At 67.1% G+C, this 18764-nt stretch carries 17 protein-coding genes, 5 pseudogenes and 1 riboswitch; of the genes and pseudogenes, 8 read left to right on the plus strand and 14 right to left on the minus strand.

Going from position 1 to position 18764, the window contains the following annotated elements:
- Positions 1 to 159: 159 nt before the first annotated feature.
- Positions 160 to 375: pseudogene (locus ACTWQF_RS10050) on the minus strand (helix-turn-helix domain-containing protein); the annotation flags it as partial.
- Between the two features lie 82 nt (positions 376 to 457).
- On the opposite strand from ACTWQF_RS10050, the pseudogene ACTWQF_RS10055 reads away from it, so the two are divergent.
- A pseudogene (locus ACTWQF_RS10055) lies at positions 458 to 1700 on the plus strand (IS701 family transposase).
- A 329-nt stretch (positions 1701 to 2029) separates the two neighbouring features.
- The gene (locus ACTWQF_RS10060) at positions 2030 to 2233 is read left to right on the plus strand and encodes a hypothetical protein (RefSeq protein ID WP_443278827.1); all 204 of its coding nucleotides are present in this window, start codon (positions 2030 to 2032) and stop codon (positions 2231 to 2233) included.
- Positions 2234 to 2362: 129 nt separating this feature from the next.
- Here ACTWQF_RS10060 and ACTWQF_RS10065 read toward each other — a convergent pair whose 3' ends face one another.
- From ACTWQF_RS10065 to ACTWQF_RS10080, 4 genes are all read right to left on the minus strand, one after another.
- Positions 2363 to 3472, minus strand: coding sequence for a cytochrome P450 (locus tag ACTWQF_RS10065; protein WP_443278828.1), 1110 nt, complete (start codon positions 3470 to 3472; stop codon positions 2363 to 2365).
- Positions 3469 to 4767, minus strand: coding sequence for a cytochrome P450 (locus ACTWQF_RS10070; protein WP_443278829.1), 1299 nt, complete (start codon positions 4765 to 4767; stop codon positions 3469 to 3471). The genes ACTWQF_RS10065 and ACTWQF_RS10070 overlap by 4 nt, the downstream gene beginning before the upstream one ends.
- 623 nt (positions 4768 to 5390) lie before the next feature.
- Positions 5391 to 6200 (minus strand): 2OG-Fe(II) oxygenase, encoded by an 810-nt coding sequence (locus ACTWQF_RS10075; RefSeq protein ID WP_443278830.1) that lies wholly within the window; start codon positions 6198 to 6200, stop codon positions 5391 to 5393.
- A gap of 235 nt (positions 6201 to 6435) precedes the next feature.
- Positions 6436 to 8094, minus strand: coding sequence for an ABC transporter ATP-binding protein (locus ACTWQF_RS10080; protein WP_443278961.1), 1659 nt, complete (start codon positions 8092 to 8094; stop codon positions 6436 to 6438).
- 213 nt (positions 8095 to 8307) lie between these two features.
- On the opposite strand from ACTWQF_RS10080, the gene ACTWQF_RS10085 reads away from it, so the two are divergent.
- Complete coding sequence (locus ACTWQF_RS10085; RefSeq protein WP_443278969.1) at positions 8308 to 8649, plus strand: hypothetical protein; 342 nt, start codon at positions 8308 to 8310, stop codon at positions 8647 to 8649.
- Here the strand turns inward: ACTWQF_RS10085 and ACTWQF_RS10090 are convergent.
- Positions 8641 to 8901 (minus strand): annotated as a pseudogene (locus tag ACTWQF_RS10090) (RNA polymerase sigma factor); the annotation flags it as partial. The gene ACTWQF_RS10085 and the pseudogene ACTWQF_RS10090 sit on opposite strands and share 9 nt — an antisense overlap.
- A 412-nt stretch (positions 8902 to 9313) precedes the next feature.
- Between ACTWQF_RS10090 and ACTWQF_RS10095 the strand changes: the two are divergent.
- The 4 genes and pseudogenes from ACTWQF_RS10095 (at position 9314) to ACTWQF_RS10110 (ending at position 12394) form a co-directional block, all read left to right on the plus strand.
- A complete protein-coding gene (locus ACTWQF_RS10095) occupies positions 9314 to 9757 on the plus strand; it encodes a hypothetical protein (RefSeq protein WP_443278831.1) in 444 nt (147 codons plus the stop codon).
- A gap of 57 nt (positions 9758 to 9814) precedes the next feature.
- Positions 9815 to 10097, plus strand: a pseudogene (locus tag ACTWQF_RS10100) (transposase); the annotation flags it as partial.
- A 578-nt stretch (positions 10098 to 10675) separates the two neighbouring features.
- Positions 10676 to 10743: riboswitch (guanidine-III (ykkC-III) riboswitch) on the plus strand.
- A 12-nt stretch (positions 10744 to 10755) separates the two neighbouring features.
- Entirely contained in the window at positions 10756 to 11634 is an 879-nt protein-coding gene (locus tag ACTWQF_RS10105) for an MBL fold metallo-hydrolase (RefSeq protein WP_443278832.1), read from the plus strand.
- 232 nt (positions 11635 to 11866) lie between these two features.
- Complete coding sequence (locus ACTWQF_RS10110; protein WP_443278833.1) at positions 11867 to 12394, plus strand: hypothetical protein; 528 nt, start codon at positions 11867 to 11869, stop codon at positions 12392 to 12394.
- A gap of 259 nt (positions 12395 to 12653) precedes the next feature.
- Here ACTWQF_RS10110 and ACTWQF_RS10115 read toward each other — a convergent pair whose 3' ends face one another.
- The 8 genes and pseudogenes from ACTWQF_RS10115 to ACTWQF_RS10150 form a co-directional block, all read right to left on the minus strand.
- Complete coding sequence (locus ACTWQF_RS10115; RefSeq protein ID WP_443278834.1) at positions 12654 to 12848, minus strand: hypothetical protein; 195 nt, start codon at positions 12846 to 12848, stop codon at positions 12654 to 12656.
- Between the two features lie 757 nt (positions 12849 to 13605).
- Positions 13606 to 14118, minus strand: coding sequence for a hypothetical protein (locus tag ACTWQF_RS10120; protein WP_443278835.1), 513 nt, complete (start codon positions 14116 to 14118; stop codon positions 13606 to 13608).
- A 106-nt stretch (positions 14119 to 14224) separates the two neighbouring features.
- Complete coding sequence (locus tag ACTWQF_RS10125) at positions 14225 to 15088, minus strand: DUF899 family protein (RefSeq protein ID WP_443278836.1); 864 nt, start codon at positions 15086 to 15088, stop codon at positions 14225 to 14227.
- A gap of 125 nt (positions 15089 to 15213) precedes the next feature.
- Positions 15214 to 15564 carry an ArsR/SmtB family transcription factor gene (locus ACTWQF_RS10130; protein WP_443278837.1) on the minus strand — a complete coding sequence of 117 codons (351 nt, stop codon included), beginning with the start codon at positions 15562 to 15564 and terminating at the stop codon, positions 15214 to 15216.
- A gap of 10 nt (positions 15565 to 15574) precedes the next feature.
- Positions 15575 to 16009 (minus strand): SRPBCC domain-containing protein, encoded by a 435-nt coding sequence (locus ACTWQF_RS10135; protein ID WP_443278838.1) that lies wholly within the window; start codon positions 16007 to 16009, stop codon positions 15575 to 15577.
- Positions 16010 to 16138: 129 nt separating this feature from the next.
- A pseudogene (locus ACTWQF_RS10140) lies at positions 16139 to 16771 on the minus strand (PhzF family phenazine biosynthesis protein).
- A gap of 97 nt (positions 16772 to 16868) precedes the next feature.
- Entirely contained in the window at positions 16869 to 17012 is a 144-nt protein-coding gene (locus ACTWQF_RS10145) for a hypothetical protein (protein WP_443278839.1), read from the minus strand.
- Between the two features lie 146 nt (positions 17013 to 17158).
- Entirely contained in the window at positions 17159 to 17782 is a 624-nt protein-coding gene (locus tag ACTWQF_RS10150) for a PH domain-containing protein (RefSeq protein ID WP_443278840.1), read from the minus strand.
- A gap of 305 nt (positions 17783 to 18087) precedes the next feature.
- On the opposite strand from ACTWQF_RS10150, the gene leuE reads away from it, so the two are divergent.
- Positions 18088 to 18741 carry a leucine efflux protein LeuE gene (gene leuE, locus ACTWQF_RS10155; protein ID WP_443278962.1) on the plus strand — a complete coding sequence of 218 codons (654 nt, stop codon included), beginning with the start codon at positions 18088 to 18090 and terminating at the stop codon, positions 18739 to 18741.
- Positions 18742 to 18764: the final 23 nt, after the last annotated feature.

The raw sequence follows: 18764 nt of genomic DNA on the forward strand, positions 1-18764 counted from the left end.
GTGAGGTACGTCCTTAGCCGCTGGCGGCGGCGTGGAGAGGCGCGCAGAGTGCCGCTCTACCGCTTCGACGACGTCCTGGCGCTCCAAGGGATCGCGACGACAGCTGGCTGGGAGGCCGTGAGGGCGGCCACAGCGTTCGGGAAGCGGTCCCCCTTCGCTGCGGGCTCCCCACCGCCGCACGCTCTCGGCATGGACCCCCAGCATTCCCGCGATCTCGGCATTCGGGCGGCCCTGCTCGAACAACTCGACCGCCCGCACACGCCGAGCCTCGGCCAACTGAGGCCGCGTCAAAGGGGGAACAGAAGACTCCGAGGCGAAGGGCGAAGGTTGGTAGGAACGACGAAAGCCTCCCACCGACGAGCCCCCCACACCCACACAACTAACGAAAAGCTCGGTAGTACTCCAGCAGCGGTTCGTGTCCTGAGCTGGTGGTTGTCGTTGTCCTGGTATGGAGGGGATGGGTGAAGTCGCCTGCTGGGCAGCTGAGTTGGAATCGGTATTTGCTCGGGTGGCGGGCAGGTTCGCTCGGGTGGATCTGCTGTGGCGGATGCGGGATTACGTGCGAGGTCTGCTGGGCCGGGCGACACGCAAGAACGGCTGGCAACTCGCTGAATGGGCAGGTCACCGGACCCCGGATGGCTTCCAGCGGCTATTGAACAGCAGTGCCTGGGAAGCGGACGCCCTGCGTGACGATGTCCGTGCTTACGTGGCTGAGCGGCTCGGGCCCGACGGTGTGCTGATCGTCGACGACACCGGGTTCATCAAGAAGGGCACCACCTTGGCCGGGGTCGGCCGGCAGTACACCAGGAACCTCCGGGAAGATCGACAATTGTCGGATCGGGGTGTTCGCCGCCTACGCCACCAGCTCCGGCCGGGCTCTGGTGGACCGGGAGCTCTACCTGCCCAAGTCCTGGACATCCGACCGCGTGCGCTGCCGGGCGGCGAAGATTCCGGACGAGCGAGGGTTTGTGACCAAGGGCGAACCGGCCCGGGACATCGTGCGCCGTTGTCTGGCCGCCGACCTGCCCGCGGCCTGGGCCACCGCCGACGAGGCTTACGGGCAGGACCGGCACTTCCGTCGTCTGCTCGAGCAGCTCGAGGTCGGTTACGTGGTGGCGGTGCCCAAGTCCCAGCAGATCAAGTCCCTGGCCGGCATCTGGCGCATCGAGGAGCTCATTGACCAAGCGCCCGGTGACGCCTGGCAGCGGCTCTCCTGCGGTGACGGGGCGAAGGGCCCGCGCGTCTACGACTGGGCCGCGGCCAAGCTGCCCGCCAACGTGGTCTTCGACCCTGATCCGCCGACCCACTACCGATGGGTGATGGCTCGCCGCAGCCTGTCCGATCCTGGTGAAGTCGCCTACTACCTGGCCTACGCACCCGTCGGCATCGAGATCGCCGAGCTGGTCCGCATCGCGGGCTCCCGCTGGGCGATCCAGGAGTGTTTCCAGGCCGCGAAGAACGAGTGCGGCCTGGACGAGTACGAGGTCCGCCGCTACATCGGCTGGTACCGGCACATCACCCTGGCCATGCTCGCCCACCCAGTCCTGGCCGCACTCGCCGCCCGTGCCGGCGGCGACGAAAAGGGGGCTGCAGAAACCGGTCAGCCCCCGTCCCGCTCACCGTGGCGGAGATCCGGCGACTCCCGGATACTCTCCTGCCCCGCGCCCGAGCCGACCACGATCCTGTCACCCACGCACTGAGATGGTCGGCATGGAGAAGACACCGCCAAGCCATCGCCCGCCACTGCCACTACCGAAAACGCAGCTCAGGATACGAACCGCTGCTGGAGTACTAAGCCGTCTCGGACGGTAAGGCGTGGTGCCGCGCTCATCGTCCAAGTTGACGGATGCGGTGGGTGTACTCATCCGTGACGCTGGTCAGGGCGGCGACCAACAGGTCGTCCAAGGTCGCGAAGTAGTAGGGCGGACCTGAATCCGACCGCGACAAAGACGGGTTTCGCGCCGGCTGGCTTCGCCCGGTTGGTGGCCTTGGCGGACTCGGGTCATCGTCGCTGTAGGTATCGGCCGCGGTGGTGCTCGCGCAGTTGACGGTCACCATGGGGGGCCACCGGCTTGCTTCGGAGGACGGGTTCCGCATCGGTCTGTTGATCGGCTGCGGCGTTGCGCTGGTTGCCGCCGCTGTTGCCGGTGCCAAACCGGCCCTGCGGGCCAGCAGGGGTGATGAGGCCGTCGGCAGTGACCAGGCCGAAGGCCAGGTTCCGGCACGCGCGTGATGCGGGGTGCGCTGAGGTGAAGGCCCTGCCACGCCGGACGGGCTGAAGTCAGCCCGTCCGGCAGGACCGGGGCCTTCGGGGCGGAGCCCCCTGGAGCAACGGGAAGGGCCGACCACGGCAGTGTCGGCCTCAGCGCAGCTGGACCGGCAGTTCCTGGTAGCCGTTGATGCCCAGGGACGGCACCCGGGAGGCGGGCCGCCTCGTGAGGGCCAGTCCCGGGAAGGCAGCGAAGAGCCGCTGCAGGGCGATCTCGGCTTCCAGCCGGGCCAGCGATGCACCGGGGCAACGGTGCGGGCCGTAGCCGAAGGCGAGATGCCGGGAGGCGTCGGCGCGGCCGGGAGCGAAGACCTCCGGATCACCGTCCGGGAAGGCGTGCGGGCAGCGCTGAATGGCCGACAGCGGCACCAGCACGGCCTCCCCCTTGCGGATCATGTCCCCCTCGACCTCCATGTCGTCGAGTGCGTAACGGAACATCACATGACGGGTGGGAGACTCCCAGCGCAGCGCCTCTTCCACGATGCCGGGCCACGGGTCCTCCCCCGCGTCCTGCCGGGCTCTCGCGGCCTGGAGCGTCTCGGGGTGCATCAGCAGCCCTTTGACGGCGTGGCAGATTAGATTGGCCGTCGTCTCGTGGCCGCCGATCACGGTGGTCACGAGGTTTCCGATGACCTCGGCCTCGGTCAGCTCCCCCTCGTCCATGGCGGTGACCAGGTCCATGGTGAGGTCGTCCTGGTCGCCGCGGGCGCGCTTCTGCTCGATCAGTGCCAGCAGCGTCGCGGGGAAGCGGTGGGAGACCGTCTGCTGCACCTCTTCCGCGCTGGCCTCGGAGTTCAACGCCGCCGCCGACAACTCGTGCAACTCCTGGCGCAGCATGCCGTCTTCAGGTACGCCGAGCAGTGAGCAGATGACATCCAGCGGCAGCGGCAGTGCGAACCCGGCGAGCAGATCCGTCTCCTCCCCGGCGGGGACGGCGGCCAGCCCCGCCAGCAGGCGGTCGGCAATGGCCTCGATCTGGGGACGCAGCGCCTCTACGCGGCGGGGCGAGATGGCGCGCTGGATGGGGAGCCGCAGCCGACGGTGGGTCTCGCCGTCTGTGGTGAGCAGGCCCTTGCCCTCCACGATGAACAGCAGCGGCCAGTCCGCGGGTATCTCCCCGCGTGCGTGCGCGCCCCAGTGCTGGATGTCCTTGGAGAAGCGGGGGTCGCCCAGCACCAGGGCGCCCGCCTCCCGGGTCGTCACCGCTTTGGCCACCACGCCACCAGGGAGCGCCACAGTGGCAACCGGCCCTGCGGCTCGGAGGGCTGCTCCTTCTGTTCCGTGGAGATCGGCCGGGGCGGATTCGAGAGAAAGCGGTGCTGTGCGGTCCACTGCTGTCCGTTCGTCGGAGAGGTCGGCGGATAAGGGAATATCACGGGAAGCGCAGTGGGTGACCTGGCCATATACGGAAGGTCCCAGGCGAGACTCTCCTTGGGAACGGCCAGCCGCATGCCCGGCAGCCTGTTCCACAGCACTTCGAGCCCCGTACGGACGATCAGCGTGGCCAGGTCCGGTACCGGGCAGCCGTGGGAACCGGCGCCCCAGGCCAGATGCGACCTGTTGGTGCGGGAGACATCCCAGCTGGTCGACATCATCATCGGGTCACCTCCGGTCGCAGCGAGGCAGATGATCGCCATGTCCCCGCAGTTGATCGGATAGCTGCCCAGCGTGGTGTCCTGGGTGGCCCAGCGGCCGATGAGGTTCTGGACGGGGGCGTTGACCCACATGACGCGGTTCATCGCCTCGTCCATCTGACAGCGCCCGGCGATGACGTCGGAGTTGAGCTCCGGGTTGGTCAGCAACTCCAACACGGTGTTGCAGATCCAGGTGTTGCAGCCGCCCCGCCCGGCGACGATCTGCAGCCATACGTCCTCGCTCAGCTCGTGAGCATCCAGCGGCTGCTCCATCTGCCGGTTGTAGTGGTGCATCCAGGAGACGAGGTCGGGCCCCGGGGCCCCCTGCTTCTCCTCCACCAGGGCCCGCATCCGGACGTCGAGATCCGCGGCGGCACGGTGGGCCCCGGGACCGCCGCTGAGCATCTCGTGAATGGCGGTGCCGGTGGCCAGCGCGCTGTTCTCGTCCATACCCGTCAGCCGCATCATGACCAGCAGTGGCAGCTGGAGCGCGTACTGCTCGAGGATGTCGACCTCGTTCCACTCCCAGGGCCCTCCGTCGAGGAAGAACGAGGTGATGAGCTGCTCGGCGAGGTCTTCGATGAGGTCCCGGGTACGGAGCAGATTGAGCTCGGCCAGCGCCTTGTTACCCGGGCTGGAGAGGCGTGAGTGCTCCGTGCCCTCGGCGTAGAGGCGGCTGCGCCGGTAGGCGATCTGGGGAATCAGCGGGTGGTCGGGTAGCGCACCTTCGGCGAAGTCGCGGTACCAGCGGGAGTCCCGCGTCCACACATGGCCGCGGTTCTGGAGAATCTCCAACTGGTAGGCGTGGTCCAGGACGAGGTACCCGCGGAAGGCGCCGGTCTCCTCCAGGGTGACAGGCGCCACAGGACCGAAGTTTTTGCGCAGACTTTGGTAGTACGAGAACGGGTCGCGTGCGAAATCCTGGCCGTAGAGGGGGGCACTACGTGCTGGCCAGGCCGTACGGACATACGGCCAGGGATCACCAAGCGCAGTTCTTGAGGCATAAGTTGACACAGCCACATCCTCCAGGGCAGTGCTCACCCGTGGCAACTGTGACTGGAGGGACGGAAGGTACTTCTGTGCTCAGAGGCCCGGTCCGACAGCGCCTTCCTCACCAGGCCGTCAGGAGTACTCGACAGACCTTTCCGAAGATCGAGGTGCGGCCGGAGGTGCGGGACCGGATCCGGACGGTCGCCCGGCGGCCGGCCGTTTTCCTGGCTACCGTCAGCGATCACGTACGGGCGCTGCGAGAGCGGGACTGGCAAACAGCCTGCGTGACGGTGGCACCGTCCTCCACAGCCTCACCTCACCAGGCACGGCGCTGCTGTACGGCGAACTACGGCACCGAGCCATAGCTTGAGCGCCCAGTGCCGACGGGTCGGCTGCTGGGCGGGCGGCCGGCGCGGGCGCAACGGTTTCAACCCGGCCGACCGCTTACTGTCAGAGGGCCGACTGAACCGAGTGCCGGTGCCGGCCCGGCGGTTCGGTCAACTCCAGTAGAGAAGGGGTGCTTCGGGGTTCTTGCAGGCGATGAAGGTGGCCATTCCCACGCGGTGGCCGTCTCGGGCCGGACTGACGGCATGCAGCATCTGGGAGCTGCAGACGATGAGGTCGCCGGCCTCCGGCTGGATGACGTGGACCGGTGGTTCGACCGTCGAGGGGTCCAGGCCCTCGACCTCCAGGATGGTGCGGGTCTCGGCTTCGGTGGGGTCGCGCCGCCACAACTGGAGGGCACCGCCTTCCTCGGGCACCTTCAAATAGGCGTTGGCGACCAACTGTTCGGTGACCCCGGCGGATTCCGGAGCGTCCGTCTCCTGGGAGATGTGGTCGTTGTGGGGGTAGAAGGTCGACAGGTTCGGCTCGAAGACGCGCAGCGCGCCGATGAAGCAGGGCCGACCGCGCAGCCGCAGCAGGTTGGCGCCTGCCGGCCAGCACTCCTGGAGCAGCAGCCGTACGTGGTCGATGGGTGACAGGTGTGGCGCGAACATGGCGCGCACATCATGGATGGAGGGCAGTGCTGCTTCGTGATAGCGGTCGATCTTCTCCTGGTCCCACGCCGTGTCGATGTGGGGCATATGAACACGACCGACCGTGCTGGTGTGCTTCTTGTGGTAGTTCCCCAGTGCTTTGTGGCGGAGGGCTTTTTCCGCCACTTCTTCGGCGATCTCGCGCGGACAGAAGCCACGTACGTGAACGGCTGCGATCTCACGGCGGGCGAGCCGCAACAGCGATTCCCGCGTCAGCTCGTGGCAGAAGTCGGTTGTGTCTTGTTCCGCGCCTGAAGTCGTTGACGTCATTTCTCCACTTTCCGGTCAGGGAAAACCGAGAGTCGATGCGGGTGTCCGGAATTCGGGATCGAAAGTGCGCACGCATCCCCCCCCCCCCCCGCAAAAATAATCTGTCCTTACAAGACTTCCCAGGGCGGTGGCGAGCACGCCGGCCGCCGGACGTACCACTCTATTGAGTGGAGTTTCCAACACCGCACGGCCAAGGTGCAGTTGCCCGAAAGGCGAGCAGTATTCCCTCCCCTCCTCATGCTTCGCCGGTCTGGAGCCTCCACAAAGACGCATACAACCCACCATGGTTGAGGAGTTGCTGGTGAGTGCCTTCCTCGACCAGTTCTCCGCCCTCGCCCATGACATAGATCCTGTCCGCCTGGCGGACGGTGGACAGACGGTGCGCGATAACGATGAGGGTCCGGCTCACCGCGAATTCGCTCATGGTGCGCTGGATGGCTGCTTCGGTCTCGTTGTCGACCGCGGAAGTTGCCTCGTCGAGCACGACGACAGGCGGCCCCTTGAGGAACGCCCGGGTGAGGGCTACGCGTTGTCTCTGCCCGCCCGACAGCGCGCATCCCCGCTCGCCGATAACTGTTTCGTACTGCCTCGGAAGAGCCTCGATGAAATCGGCTGCCTCGGCCATCCGGGCCGACTGCACCACGGCTGAGTGGTCGGCGTCGAAACTCCCGTACCGGAGGTTGTCGCTGATCGTTCCATCGAAGAGGAAGGCGTCTTGCGCGACGAAACCGACCGCGTCGCGAAGGTCGTCCAAATTGAGATGCCGGATGTCCTGGCCGTCGAGGAGCACACTTCCCGACTGCGGGGCGTAGAACCGCATGAGGAGTTTCGCGATGGTGGATTTCCCTGCCCCGGTGGCACCCACGATCCCCGTCGTGCTTCCGGGGTGAATACGCATCGACAGCCCCTGTACCGCGGGTTTGCGCGCGGGGTAGGAGAAGGTGACATCCTTGAGCACCACTTCGCCCTTGACCTGGGCAGGATCCAGCTGGCGCCCCTCGCCGTGCGACTCGACCGGCAGGCTTCGCACATGCTCGATACGGTGGAACGCGGCTACGGTGCGCTGGTACTGCTCGACCGTGCTGCCGACACCGGTCAGCTTCCAGACAACCTGCTGGGGCAGCACCATGAGGGCGCCGAAGGCGTCGGCGGAGAGCGAACCGCTCAGCAGGTCCCGCCCGCCCAGCAGCAGGGTCCCGAGGAACGAGGTCGCGGCACCCGCGTTCACGGCCTGGGTATACGCCGCAGTACGACGGTCCGCTCGAAGGCTGCTGCTCCGGTAGCTGTCACTGAGCTCCGCCACCCGGCTGGCTTCGTGCTCTTCGCCGCGAAGGCTCTTGACCGTCGCGCTCGCCTCCAGGCCGTTGATCACATGACTGTGCAGCCGGGCTCTTTTCTCGCCCGACTCTGCGTACCCGGCTGCCGCGCGCTCCTGATGACGCAAGGAGAGCCAGACGACGCAGGGGATCGGCAGGAAGGCGACCCACGCGATCCGGGGAGCGAGAAGAAGGAACGCCGGGACCATGCCGAGGAGACAAGTGGCAAGCCTGACCACTTCGTTGGGGCCGGTGGCCAGGAAGCTGCCCAGCTGGTTCATGTCCTCGGTCAGAACGCCGGCCAGCCGGGTCGTCCGCTCTTTCTCCATCTGGTGCAGTTCCAGACGCTGGACGTGGGGGTAGACCTCGGTCCGCCACTCGTGCTGCACATCCTGGCCCAGCCTTCGCCAGGAGGTGTCCGCACCATACGAGAGCGCCGTCACCAGGACACGTACCAAAGTTGCCGCACCGCCGAGTGCCCATAGCTGCGCAGCGGTGCCGGTCAGTCCGACGCGGGTCAGAACCCGGCTCTCTCCCCGGAAGAGGACGAGCGGCATCCAGCCGATGAGCAGATACATGGTTGTTTCGGCGAGCTGGGCGGCTGCAGAGAGCACAACCGCGAGGGCCGTCCGTCTCCGGTGGCGGCCGGCGAGGCGGATCAGCGGGGGCCGGGCATGTTTTCGGGCCGGTGCTGAGCTGCCGGACTCGGTTGCCGGGGCGTCCGTTCTTCGCCATGCCCGGCGGATGAGGGCAGCTGTTGCCACACCGACCGCTGCGAGACTCACCAGAGGGTGGGTCAGCAGCCTGACTCCGCCGAGGGCGACAGCGACGGCGCCACCGCCGATAGCGAGCACCAGACCGGAGCCCGGTATGCCGAGGTGCAGTGCCGCCTCGCGGACGGTCAAGCCGTCGATGACGGTGGCCCGCAGCACCATGCGGAGCTCCGGAGAGATGCGGTCGAGTGCGGCACCCATGTCTCCGAACTCCAGGCCGTGTGCCAGTACGTGTTCTTCGGCGGAGGGCTCCGGGGGTGTGCCGGTGTCCCGTGGGCGGGCGGCCCGTACCGCCGCGCGCTGGGCGTCGACCAGGCGGCGGGCCGCGATGGTCCACAGCCACCCACCGGCTTCGCCTGAGGCACCGGCACGAAAGGAGCCCGCAGTTCGCCAGACCGCGACGAAGGTGTCCTGCAGAACCTCACTCACCGTCTCGGCGTCCGCGCAGCGCCGGGTGAGTCGGACGTGCAGCCAGCCAGCATGCCGATCGTAGAAGGCCGCGAGGGCATCGACGTCGCCCGCCGCGACGGCACGCAGCAGGGCGGCGTCGGAGGCCGGCCCTTTCGCAGGGCCTTCTCGGGTGGGGCCGGCAGCGGCCCGGAACACTCTCACGCCCCATTATCGAGCGCGGCCACGATGACGGTTCACGCCTGGGCGAACAGCTGCCGCACCACCGCATCGGCTCCCGAACTGTCAGCCGATGGCGACCGCGCGCTACTGCCCGGTCTTCCCGTCCCCAAGGAACGGCGACTCCTTCGTGACCGTTCGCGCCACCGTGCGAGTATCGCAGCACCCGCCTGCGAACGCCGTCGGCTGAAGAAGATGGCCTACGGCCACAAGACCTCCTATCAACTCCGTCGGCTGCCTTGGGCAGGGCTCCCATCTCCGAAAATATGCTAGTGCGGGAGACCTCTGGACTGTGTCAGAGTGCGCCGATGAACCGCCAGCAGCCGACTTGTGGTCGATGGGGGGCGCAGGGATGGATCTGCTGCGCGCAGGGGGCGACATGTAACCGGAGGGTCCAGTGAACATCGTTCGCCATATCTACTTCGGCATCGTCACCCGCGAGGGCTCCCAGTACCGAGCCAGAGTCGAGGTGCCGGGCGGACCGGCCGTGGTGCTGGTTACGGACTCAAACCATGACCTGATCGATGACATCAACCGCGAGCTCGCAGACCATCTCGGCGTCGACCCTGATGAGGTCGAGGCGCACCTCTTCGGGCACGAGGGAGGCAACGGGACGTCAATCTACGCGGGAGCCTCCGTATTTGACGGAGATAGATGGTATACGCAGTTTCCTGCCCAGGCGGACCTGCCTGTCGCACTGTTGGTGCCGCCGTCGCCGACTTACGAGGTCGCGGCAGAACAAGCACGGCGGCAGTTGGCCTCTGCGGTCGGTCGTTCTGAGCACAGCCATGACATCGAGTTCTTCGAGATCGTTCCCAAGGAGCATGCTGAGAGCTCCTGACGAAATGATCTTCGAGGTGGTTGGATCACTCCGGAACCGACGATCCGGCGGTGCGAGGTGGCGCGGCCGAGGCCGTGGGAAGTTGACGACGAGTTGTGGACGGTGACGAAGCCGCTGCTGCCCAAGGTTGAGCGCCGGACCCGGCACCCCCCGGGCGCAAGCGGCATCCTGACAGGCTGGCGTTCCAGGGCATGCTGTTCGTGCTGCACACCGGGATCTCCTGGGAACACCTGCCGCAGGTACTCGGTTTCGGCTCGGGCATGACCTGCTGGCGCCGCCTGGCCGAGTGGACGAGGCCGGAGTCTGGCCCCGGCTGCACAAGGTCCTCCTCGCCAAACTGTAAGACGCTCGGCCCTGTCTCACATTCGGTGGTAACGGAGTCGCGACGCGTCGTCGACATTCGTGGTGAAAGATGTCAACGAGCTTGTGCAGACGGTGTTTGCGGGTCTCTGTCCCCGTTGGTCATAGAGGATGTGGTCGGCGGTTTCCAGGGACCGCTGCCGCGACACCATGCAGGCCACGCTCCTCCCCCCGAGGAGCTGTGATGTAACCGAGCTCAAGTGGTCGACGGCCCGCCGGGCTTCGGGCAGTACCGTCGACGGTTGCGGTTGTGCGCTGGTCGCTGTGCCGCAGCGGTGCGTTTTCGCAGGTGACTGCGGTTTCGTCGACGTTCCGTTTCGATGTGTAGCGCACACGGATAACGGATCGTCCGTGCCCTATCGCAGGAGGCATTGCGAGAACACCGTTTTGCGAGAGGTTCTGAGAGCAAAGTTCAGTGGCAATCGGACATGCGCCGATACGAACTGGCGGCCTTTCAGAACCCCTCATTTATGAGAGGTGAAGGGCGTGGCATCCGCCGGACCTGCTTCGCGGCTGTCATGGGCACCTGACTGATCCTATGTGCGTGTTACCGTCGTCGCGGAGGCTCGTATGTGCCTGCCCCGGACGAGATGTGCGCCGTACCCGGCCCGCCAAGACGACGCACTCAAGGAGACGTCATGGGTGCCGGCACTTCCCTGATCGACTTCACCGGAGCGACTCCCAGACCTCGTGCGCTGAATGTCCGGTGGATCCACGGCTCGCCGTCGGCTAAGCACAACACTGACCCGGACATCCAGGTCCACGGCTATGACGAGCACACGTTCATCCTCCGGCAGAACATGGCGATCGACTATGAGGCGCCGTTCCTGTTCCTGCTTTTCGGCAATGAGCGGGCGATGCTGATCGACACCGGTGCCACCGCATCCGCCGAGTTCTTTCCTCTTCGCCAAGTAGTCGACGAGCTCATAAAGTCCTGGCTCGCGCGTCACCCTCGGCACGGGTACCAACTGCTGGTGCTGCATACCCATCCGCACGGTGATCACATTGCAGGCGATGGTCAGTTCACCGATCGTCCTGACACCACGGTAGTCGGTGCGGAGCCGGCCACCGCCTGGCCGTACTTCGGATTCGCCGACCGCCCTGATGCCGTGGCACAGGTTGACCTGGGGGGCCGGGTACTGGAGTGTCTGGCGACCCCGGGCCACCACGAAGCGGCGGTCACGTTCTACGATCCGTGGACCGGATTCCTCCTCACCGGTGACACGGTCTACCCCGGCCGGCTCTACATCAAGGACTGGCAGGCATTCATCCGGACGATCAATCGCTTGATCGACTTCTGCGGCCACCGGACGGTCACCCACGTGCTCGGCTGCCACATCGAAATGTCCCGGCAACCGGGCGTGGACTATCCGATCCGCACCGTCTACCAGCCTGACGAGCCCCCGCTGCAGATGACCATCGACCACCTGCGCGAGATCCGCGCAGCGCTGAAGGAGATCGGCGACCGGCCCAGCCGCCGCGCTTTCCCGCTCTTCGTCCTGTGCCCCAGCACATGAGCGGCATGAACAGACCGGGTCCCCTCCCCAGTGCTTCGGCTGGGATGACTTCGGGCCGACGAGTGATGCTGCCGGGCGGGGTCCGTGTCGTCCTCGGCTCGGCCTTCGTCGACCCCCGCGATCCTGACAACGGACTGGGCAACCCCTTTGCCGTCGTCATGCCTGACGACGTGGGGGCGTTGAGCGCAGCGCAACGCCGTACGCTGGCCCGCCGCACGGGCACCCCGAGACCGTGTTCGTCGACGCCGTCCGCCAAAAGTGCGAGCCCCACGGCCCCTCCGAGTACGAGCTCGATCTCATCGTCCTGACACCGACAGGGAAGACACTCGGGGCGTGCGCACACGGCTTCATCGGCGCCGTGCACGCGCTCGCCGAGACTGGGCTCATCACCGCGGGCCTTGATCTGGTGATCAGCACGCCGTCGGGAGGGTCGGCGTGCGCGTCACTCTCCGGCGACTGCACGGTCATGCTGCACTTCGTCTCCAGTAAGCCCTTGATCGCGTACGGCCGCGAGCAGGCACTCGAGGAAATCTTCCATGTGCCGCTGCCATCCCTGGCCGGCGGCCTGCCGGTTCTGTCCGTCGGCTCGCCCAAGCTGACCGTCGAGGTGACACCCGCCGCTTTTACGCGACTGCGGCGTGAACTGGACGGTCTCGATTACGACCGGCTGATGGCCCTGCAGCGCGAGTTGGACGTCAACGGGATCCACCTGTTCTGCCGCAGTGGCACTACGGGTATGCCCGAACGTGCGACCAGGTGAACGCATACCTCGGCCGGAGTCTTGCCGTGGACCGGGCCACCGGCGTTTCAAGCGCGGCCCAGGTCAGCGCCGACCCTCGCGTCAGCGAAGGTCAACGGCTGCAGATCGCTCAATACACCCAGGCGGGCCGTTCGGCGATCCTCACTCTGGCGCGGGGGGAAGGGCGCAGCGTCTGGGTGGGCGGCGCCGCGGTCCTCCTTGGAGACCTGGAATCGTAGCGAACCGGACATACTCTCGCGACGATGTTCCCCCTGGCCAGTCAGTGCGCTGCGCGGGCGGTACGGTCGGCGACACGCCGCGGACCTGGGATTCCCGGAAGCGAAATCAGATCGAGTCGCTTGTCCATGTCGAGGCGGAAGGTGCCGTACGGGTTGATGTTCGACCAGAACAGCGCGGTGAGCCCTCGCCGGTCCTCGTCCGAGAGCCTGGCTACCCACTCGGGCTGGGCCAGCACCTGCTGGAGCAGAGACGTGGCCGTAGCTTCCCCTGGCTGCGGCGGCTATGAGATAGCCGTTGTTTGAGCAGGGCTGGCTCAGGAGGTCGGGCAGCGGTGCGCGCCCTGGCGTTGGCACGGCAGTGCTGGCGAGCACGTGTGCGGCAACCCGGCAGGTGGCACGATGAGTTGGGACGCAGTGTGGGGGTGTGCGTGCGGGTTGACAGGCGGCAGATACAGACGGCCGTCCTGGGCAGCGGGGACTCGGATGAGCCGCTGATGCTTCCGTTGGAGGCGATCGAGCTGGATGCCTTTCGCCGCCGGCACCAGGATGACCCTTTCTGGTGTGGGCTGCTGCTTGGCGGTTGTGGTGCCCAGCTGACCACGAAGCTGTGTACTGACCGGGTCTGTTCCCTGTCAAGTTCAGCGTGTTGAAGTAGACCGGGCTCGTGGGATCCGTAGCTATCGGCCTCGCACAGTTTGCAGGGTGCGGGGCCAGTTTGTTGTCAGGCCGTCCTGACGGCATATGGTCGGATCTCCGTCGCTGGCGGCAGGTGCGGCGCTCACGCGGAGGGTGTAGCCCTGACCGCGTCGTACGGTCACGCCCTGGTGGAGAGCGGCGCGCTCGGCGGGTTCCAGTTCGATGGCGCGGAGGAAGTCGGCGATCTTGCCGGGCATGTCGAGGATGACCTGTACCTCCGGCGCCGGGGCGCCCCTCGCCAGCGGTGGTTTGCTCCGGCTGGCACTTGAGGGCTGTCCGCCGCTGCACGCGTGAAGGTCAGGTCGTGGTCTGGTTCCCGGTGTCTTCCGGCAGTAGGGCCAGGAGTTGTTGCGTGTGGCCGGGCAGCTCGACTTCAGTGAGGCCGGTGATGAGGTCTCTCAGGGGCACGGGCTGGTCGACCAGGACTTTGCCGTTGGACAGGAGCAGGGCGGGTACCCGGGTGTCGAGTTCGGTCTCGCTGAGCATCGGTCCGCCGAGTGCGCACAGGGCGTCTGCCTGGATGCGGATGCGGTCGCGGAGCCCTGCGTTGTCGCCGGCGAGCGTGATGACGCGGTCGAGGGTCCAGGTGTCCTGCGCTGTGCGGTTGTCGTACGTCGTGGTTGCTCCGGTGGCGGCGGAGGAGACGGCGGTGATGGTGGCGGCGTTGACGAGGGCGACGTGCGCCAGGATCTGGTCGGCGCTCCACTCGCCGGCTGGCGGGGCGGGGCTCGTATCACCGGATTCGGCCACAGTGGCGGCAGCGTTCAGCAGTGCTCGGTAGGCGTCCCGGAGCGGGGTGGTGTCCATCATGGTCTTCCTTCTGCGGGTGTGTGCGGAGTGGATGCGGAACGGTTCTGCGGACGAGGGCGCGCCAAGCGGGCACAGCGCACTGCCGGATGCTGCTCTTCGGCGTCGGTCAGTGGCAACGGTGGGGTGGATCCGCTGGTGGCTCCGGGGTGCCGAGGTCGTCGGAGCGTCCGGCGTGGAGTCGCGGCCACTGGGCGGCGGGTCGTCCGCCCGGCCACGTCGGTACGGGTGGCCAATCGGGCGAGCCGCCGTCGGTCCTGGTATTGGAGCACTGTTGCGGCCAGTTGGGGGGTGAGTCCTCCCAAGGCTCTTGGCGTCCGTACGCGGTCAGGTCCATGAGCGCGTAGCTGTAGTCCATCGCCTCGACGCCGCGGCGGGTCGTCCAGTAGGTCTCGAAGACGCGGTTGCCGTCGCGGAGGTAGCACACCAGGTGGAACAAGCCGGTCTTGCGCCCGACCAGGAGCGCGTCGAGGGACGGTTGCGCCGAGTACCAGGGCATGCGCCAGTCCATGAACTCGCGGTAGCGGAGGCTCTGGTCGTAGGACGCCTGGGGCTCGGCCCCCTGGACGGCGTTGTTGCGGCCCTGGCAGAAGACTGCGTAGGTGATGTCGCGGGAATGGAGGTAGGACAGCTCGGCGACCTGGGTGGTGTAGAACGTGCAGCCTTCGCACTGCTCGTCCGCGGGCCGCCGAGGGTCCCACATGAAGTAGTAGGCGATGAGCTGTCGGCGTCCTTCGAACGCGTCGAGCAAGGTCACCGGCCCGTGCGGCCCGAGCAGCTCAAGGTTCGCGTCCACCTCGACCATGGGCAGGCGCCGTCGGGCCGCGGCGATCCCGTCCGCTTCCCGGGTGTGCGCCTTCTCCCGTGCGCGCAGCCGGTCCAGTTCGGCCTGGAAGCTGCGGCGGTCGACCACGGCAGGCATGGCAGGCGCCGCGCGAGTGTGAGGTGCGTGGACGGCTTTCCGATCGCTCATGGCCACTCCTTGAGGGCTGTCGTGTCCCGTTGATCTGGGATGTCTGTGCGGTCACTGCCGGGCGGCTGCCGGCGGGTCCGGGCGCGTCGAGGTCCGCGCTCCCGGACGCAGCTTGTCCGAGAGGGTTACTGCGCGTCCGGCTCGGCCGCCTCCGCGATGCGCTTGATCTTCGCCAGTCGGCGATCCCAGTCGGATGCGGGCGCGGCCATCCAGCGGGCCGTGGCATCCAGCGCCTCGGAGCGCACCGCGTACCGGTCCTCACGTCCGACCTTCACGTTGCCGACCAGCCCGGCCGCATCGCGAACAGTCAGGTGCTTGACCACCGCCTGACGCGAGATCGGAAGCCCGCAGGCGAGCGTGGTTGCGGTGGCCTGGCCCCGTGCGGAGAGCAGGTCCAACATCTGACGACTGGTCGGATCGGCCAGGGCGGCGAGGACGCTGTCGATGACATCGCCGTCGGCGGGAGGCTGATCCATCACGGTGGGGTCACTCGGCCCGGGCGGTGAGAGCGGCGAGGCACTGCTCCCATCCGGCGGTGTGGTCGTTGATCACGTTGCGACGGTTGTCCTCGGACGTCGGCAGAGCGGCGAACCCGCTCTCCACGACGTGCAGCCGGGTGCCATCGCCCTCGGGCGTCAGGGTGAACTCCACGAGCGTGGAGTTGTCCTCGCGCAGCTCTTCGCCGGGGAACGCGCTCACCCACCGATACGCCAGATACTTCGGCGGATCGGCCTTCTCCACGCGCATCGGGAAGTCGCCGTGTTCGGAGTGCCGGGCCACCAGGGACTGGCCTTCCGCGGCCTGCGTGCCACGAATGCTCTCATCGTCGGTCGCCCAGAACCCGGGCTCGGCCACCAGCGGCCAGACCTTGTCCGGGGCTGCCGCGATCACGATCTCGCGCTCGATGCGGTCACCAGTCATGGCGTAGTCCATCCATGTCATCTGTCTGCTCAAAGAATGTGCAACTTTAGCGTTGCACATCAGCGGATCCCGTGCAACCCTCGGGTTGCACGTTCTTGCCGCTCTGCGGGCCGGCTCCGCGATGTCCCGCTACGACTGCAGCGCCACAGCCGGCCGGATGCCGATCGCGGCTCCGGTGACGCGTACCCGCGGATCGTCGGCGCGCAGGTCAACCTCCAACAGTGACGGGCGGCCCATGTCGTGGCCCTGGTGGAGGGTGAGCCTCGCGTCTGACGGGACGTGGGCCAAGTCGCGGGCGTAGGCGCCGAATGCCGCGGCCGCGGCGCCCGTCGCGGCGTCCTCCACCACGCCGCCGACCGGGAACGGGTCGCGGACATGGAAGACAGTCGCCGTTTCGCGCCACACCAGTTGCACGGTCGTCAGGTCGAGCCGCTGCATCAGGTGCATCAGCCGGTCGAAGTGGTAGTCCAGGTCGGCCAGTCGCTCGCGGGTGGCGGCCGCAAGCACCAGGTGGCGCACGCCCGCGAAGGCGATCCTGCGGAGGCAGGGCGGCATCGAGATCGCCGGCCTGCCGGCCGAGCGCCGCCAGGGCCTCCGCCACATCGGTCGGGTCCGCGTCGTGCACGTGGGGTGTGACGCTGGTGAGGGTAGCTTTCAGTACGCCGTTCTCTTCGCGGACGTGACGGGCACGTGGCCCGCGGCGGTGTGGAAGTCGAAGTCGCCCTGGCCGAGGCGCTCGCCGAGCGCCACCGCGGTGGCCACGGTGGCATGGCCGCAGAAGCCGACTTCCGCCTTGGGGCTGAAGAATCGCAGCGTTCCGCCACTACGGAAGGGGTCTCGGCCAGCACCTCGGCCACCATCACACGGGCATCGGCGAGCCGCGCCAGCCTGCTCTCCCCTCGCCGAGCGCCGCCCGCACCCGCTCGGCCTCCTCCCGCAGCCGCGCCACCTCTTCCCGGACCTTCTTCTCCCGGGCCTCCAGCAGACCGAGCACCGAAGGCACCAGCCACCTCCACAAGCGACGCGAGCGGACCAACCACGCCCATCTCTCCCGCCACCACCCGGAGTTCATACCCGCCGAGCCCGAACCAGACGATCACGTTCGGAAAGCGGATGGCTTCTCAGGGCCGCTACAAAAACTCGTTCAGCTCATACCGCCGCAGCACGCATGCAGCTAGCTGACTGCACGTCAGCTACACATATGGGTTGTGCTGAGATTCGCAGTTCAGCGTGCTCACTCTCTTGAACGAGGGCATGTGCGACTGTACCAGGCGCGGCGCAATCCGTGGTGAAGGCGGGCGAGTTCGCGGGGGCATAGGCAGGGGCCTGGTGGAAGACCTTGCCGTAGCGGGTGCGGTCGCCGGGCGGGGGGATTTCTTCGCTGCCGCGGTTCATGGAGCCGTGGAGGAAGGATGGTATCCAGCGGGCGGTGCCGTCGTGGAGGCGGAGGGCTATGCGCCAGCGGCCAGAGGAGGATCCGGCGGTGCGCAGAGCCAGTTCAACTTCGGCGATGTCCTGCCAGGGGACGCGGCGGGTGCGGAAGAAGCCGACAACGGTGACACCTGCGGGGCGCAGGACGACGCCCCGCAGGGCGGCTCGTACGCAGAGCACGGCCAGGAGGACTGTGAAGGCGTAGTTGGCGTATTCCTCGAGGTCAGGGGCGGGGGGGGGGGATCCGGCTGGAAGGTGGTGCCCACAATGTCGGTCCAGACCATGATCCCTAGCATCAGCAGGGCGTATCCGCAGGCCGCCCACCACACCGCGCTGCGCCACCGATGCCGCAGCGTCAGCTTGTCCCCCACCGCGCGCCTCCCGACCATCGCCCAAGCCCCGCCACCCAAGAACTCGCCGAGCGCATCACGACCCGCTCTCAGTATGTGCCTGTTTTCGATCCGTTGTGGGAGACGCGAAGCCGTTCACCGTCGAGAATACGGGGTGCATCCGGCTTGGTCGCTGCGCCAATGGCCCACAGGTCCGAAATTCAGACAGTAATCCCTGGTTGAGGCGGGAGGCCGTAGCATGACTCGCTCAGTGGTGCCCGGCGGCCGACCAGACAGCCGGAGAGCGGAGTGATACTGATGCTGGGAGTGGCGAACCTGCCCACCTATGCGCTGGGTACTCTGCTGATCATTCTGCTTCCGGGGCCAAGCTCGCTATACACGCTGTCGGTGGCGGCGCGGTGCGGTGTGCGGACGGGCTACCGTGCTGCGGCGGGCGTCTTCCTAGGTGAGGTGGCGCTCATGTTGCTTACAGCGGCGGGAGCCGGCTCGTTGTTGAAAGCCAACCCGATTGCCTTCGCTGTGGTGAAGTACGCCGGAGCCGGCTACCTCGGGTGGATCGCTCTCGGTATGATCCGCGGAGCATGGAGGACCTGGCGGGCCCGCAACGAGCCCGCCGTAGCCGAGTCTCCGGGCGCAGAGGAAGCCGCCGCTGAGCGCCCGTTCCGACAGTCTGTGCTGATCACGCTGCTGAACCCGAAGGCGATCTTGTTTTTCATCTCGTTCTTCGTCCAGTTCGTGGACCCGGCCTACCCATACCCAGCGCTGTCCTTCGCGCTGCTCGCGGTGGTGTACCAGTCGATCAGTATCTGCTACGTCACGGTCCTGATTCTCGCAGGCACCTACCTGTCCGCTCAGTTCAGCCGTCGCAAGCGTTTGTCCGCCGGGCTCACCACTGGCGCCGGTGTTGTGTTCTTCGGCTTCGCGGCAAAACTCGCCACCGCCGACAGTTGAGTGCGACGGTGATGAAAGGGCTG

The organism is Streptomyces sp. 8N114 (assembly GCF_052245835.1).
In the GTDB taxonomy this organism is placed as follows: Bacteria; Actinomycetota; Actinomycetes; order Streptomycetales; family Streptomycetaceae; genus Streptomyces.

What these genes read in the sequence shown, in the direction of transcription:
- ACTWQF_RS10135 (WP_443278838.1), bottom strand. Translation starts at nt 16,009, where the DNA reads ATGACTGGTGACCGCATCGAGCGCGAGATCGTGATCGCGGCAGCCCCG.
- ACTWQF_RS10125 (WP_443278836.1), bottom strand. Translation starts at nt 15,088, where the DNA reads ATGAGCGATCGGAAAGCCGTCCACGCACCTCACACTCGCGCGGCGCCT.
- ACTWQF_RS10075 (WP_443278830.1), bottom strand. Translation starts at nt 6,200, where the DNA reads ATGACGTCAACGACTTCAGGCGCGGAACAAGACACAACCGACTTCTGC.
- ACTWQF_RS10130 (WP_443278837.1), bottom strand. Translation starts at nt 15,564, where the DNA reads ATGGATCAGCCTCCCGCCGACGGCGATGTCATCGACAGCGTCCTCGCC.
- ACTWQF_RS10120 (WP_443278835.1), bottom strand. Translation starts at nt 14,118, where the DNA reads ATGATGGACACCACCCCGCTCCGGGACGCCTACCGAGCACTGCTGAAC.
- ACTWQF_RS10080 (WP_443278961.1), bottom strand. Translation starts at nt 8,094, where the DNA reads ATGTATCTGCTCATCGGCTGGATGCCGCTCGTCCTCTTCCGGGGAGAG.
- leuE (WP_443278962.1), top strand. Translation starts at nt 18,088, where the DNA reads ATGCTGGGAGTGGCGAACCTGCCCACCTATGCGCTGGGTACTCTGCTG.
- ACTWQF_RS10105 (WP_443278832.1), top strand. Translation starts at nt 10,756, where the DNA reads ATGGGTGCCGGCACTTCCCTGATCGACTTCACCGGAGCGACTCCCAGA.